At 37.1% G+C, this 1,391-nt stretch carries 2 protein-coding genes; one reads left to right on the plus strand and one right to left on the minus strand.

The window, feature by feature from the left end; genetic code table 11:
- The coding region (locus HMPREF3029_RS07025; protein ID WP_144265438.1) for an MsnO8 family LLM class oxidoreductase at positions 1–406 on the minus strand (406 nt) is incomplete at its 3' end.
- Between the two features lie 142 nt (positions 407–548).
- Here HMPREF3029_RS07025 and HMPREF3029_RS09480 point away from each other — a divergent pair.
- Positions 549–1,391, plus strand: an 843-nt coding sequence (locus HMPREF3029_RS09480; protein WP_070710261.1) for a cysteine desulfurase family protein, incomplete at its 3' end; no start/stop codon positions are given.

Consider the following 1,391-nt stretch of genomic DNA (forward strand, 5'->3'; position numbering starts at 1 on the left):
CTTCAAAGTCAAAGATACCTTGATGGTTACCACGACGAATCGCGTTTAGAGTTACTTGATCTGTTCCAGGTGCTCTGCCGAGACCAATATCTAAACGGTCTCCAAATAATTCGTACATCGTACCGAATTCTTCAGCGACAATATACGGCGTATGATTTGGTAACATGACGCCGCCACTTCCGACGCGAATTCTTTTAGTATGTTGTAACGTGTACTGTATGAGTTGTCTTGTCGCACTAGATGCGATAGATTTCATATTATGATGTTCACTGATCCAGTAACGTTTATAACTAGAATCATCTAATGCTTCTGCTAAAAGACGCATACGTGTAAATGCATCTTTTGAATCGTATCCTTCACGTACATAGACTAAGTTTAATACTGATATATTGACTGGTTTACTCATTTAATCTCTCCCTTTTATATACTCTATAACTTACAAGACTTGACGTAATTTATCTAAAGAAACGACTCAGAGCAGTCGACTATATTTATAACGTTAAAAATGGTAAAATCTCTACTAAACTAAGTTTTAAAGGAGAAGTGTTATGGCTGTTTATTTAGATTATGCTGCAACAACACCAGTCGATAAAAAAATCATAAAAGGAATGCTAGAACATTCTGATATATATGGAAATCCGTCAAGTATTCACCGAATCGGTAAAGAAGCTAAGGCGTTTTTAGAAGAGAATCGACAAAAAATCGCTGAAGCAATTGGTGCAAAACCTGAGGAGATTATATTTACGAGTGGTGCAACAGAGTCTAACAACTTAGCCATTCGAGGGACACTCTCTCACTTTAATAGAGAAGTCAATGTAATTACGACAGAAGTAGAGCATATGTCGATATTAGAAACGGTTAAAGGGTTAAAAACACATGTAAAATATGTGCCTATACAAGAAAATGGTCTCATCAATTTAAACGAATTAAATAAGAAAATCGATGAAAATACAGCACTCGTTTCATTACATTACGTCAACAACGAAACAGGAGCAATCCAACCGGTAAAAGAGATTAAAGAATCACTACCAGAAGATGTATTACTTCATGTTGATGCTGCACAAGCAGTCGGTCACGTAAATGTGAATGTCGACGATTTAGGTGTGGACTTAATGAGTATGAGTGGTCATAAATTATATGCACCAAAAGGTGTCGGAGTATTATATATAAGAAGCGGCACGCACTTACACGCACAACTAGTCGGTGGTAAACAAGAAAGGGAACGCCGTGCAGGTACTGAGAACTTGCTTTACAGTTACGCGATGAGTGAAGCTGTAAAAGAAGCGGTTCAGTTAAAAGATGAAAGAAACAGCGTGATTTTATCTCGTAAAGAAATACTCATAGATGGCTTAAACGAAGCGGGCGTTGAGTTTAAAGTAAATGGTGATTTA

It is taken from the genome of Nosocomiicoccus sp. HMSC059G07 (genome assembly GCF_001815515.1).
GTDB lineage: Bacteria > Bacillota > Bacilli > Staphylococcales > Salinicoccaceae > Nosocomiicoccus > Nosocomiicoccus ampullae_A.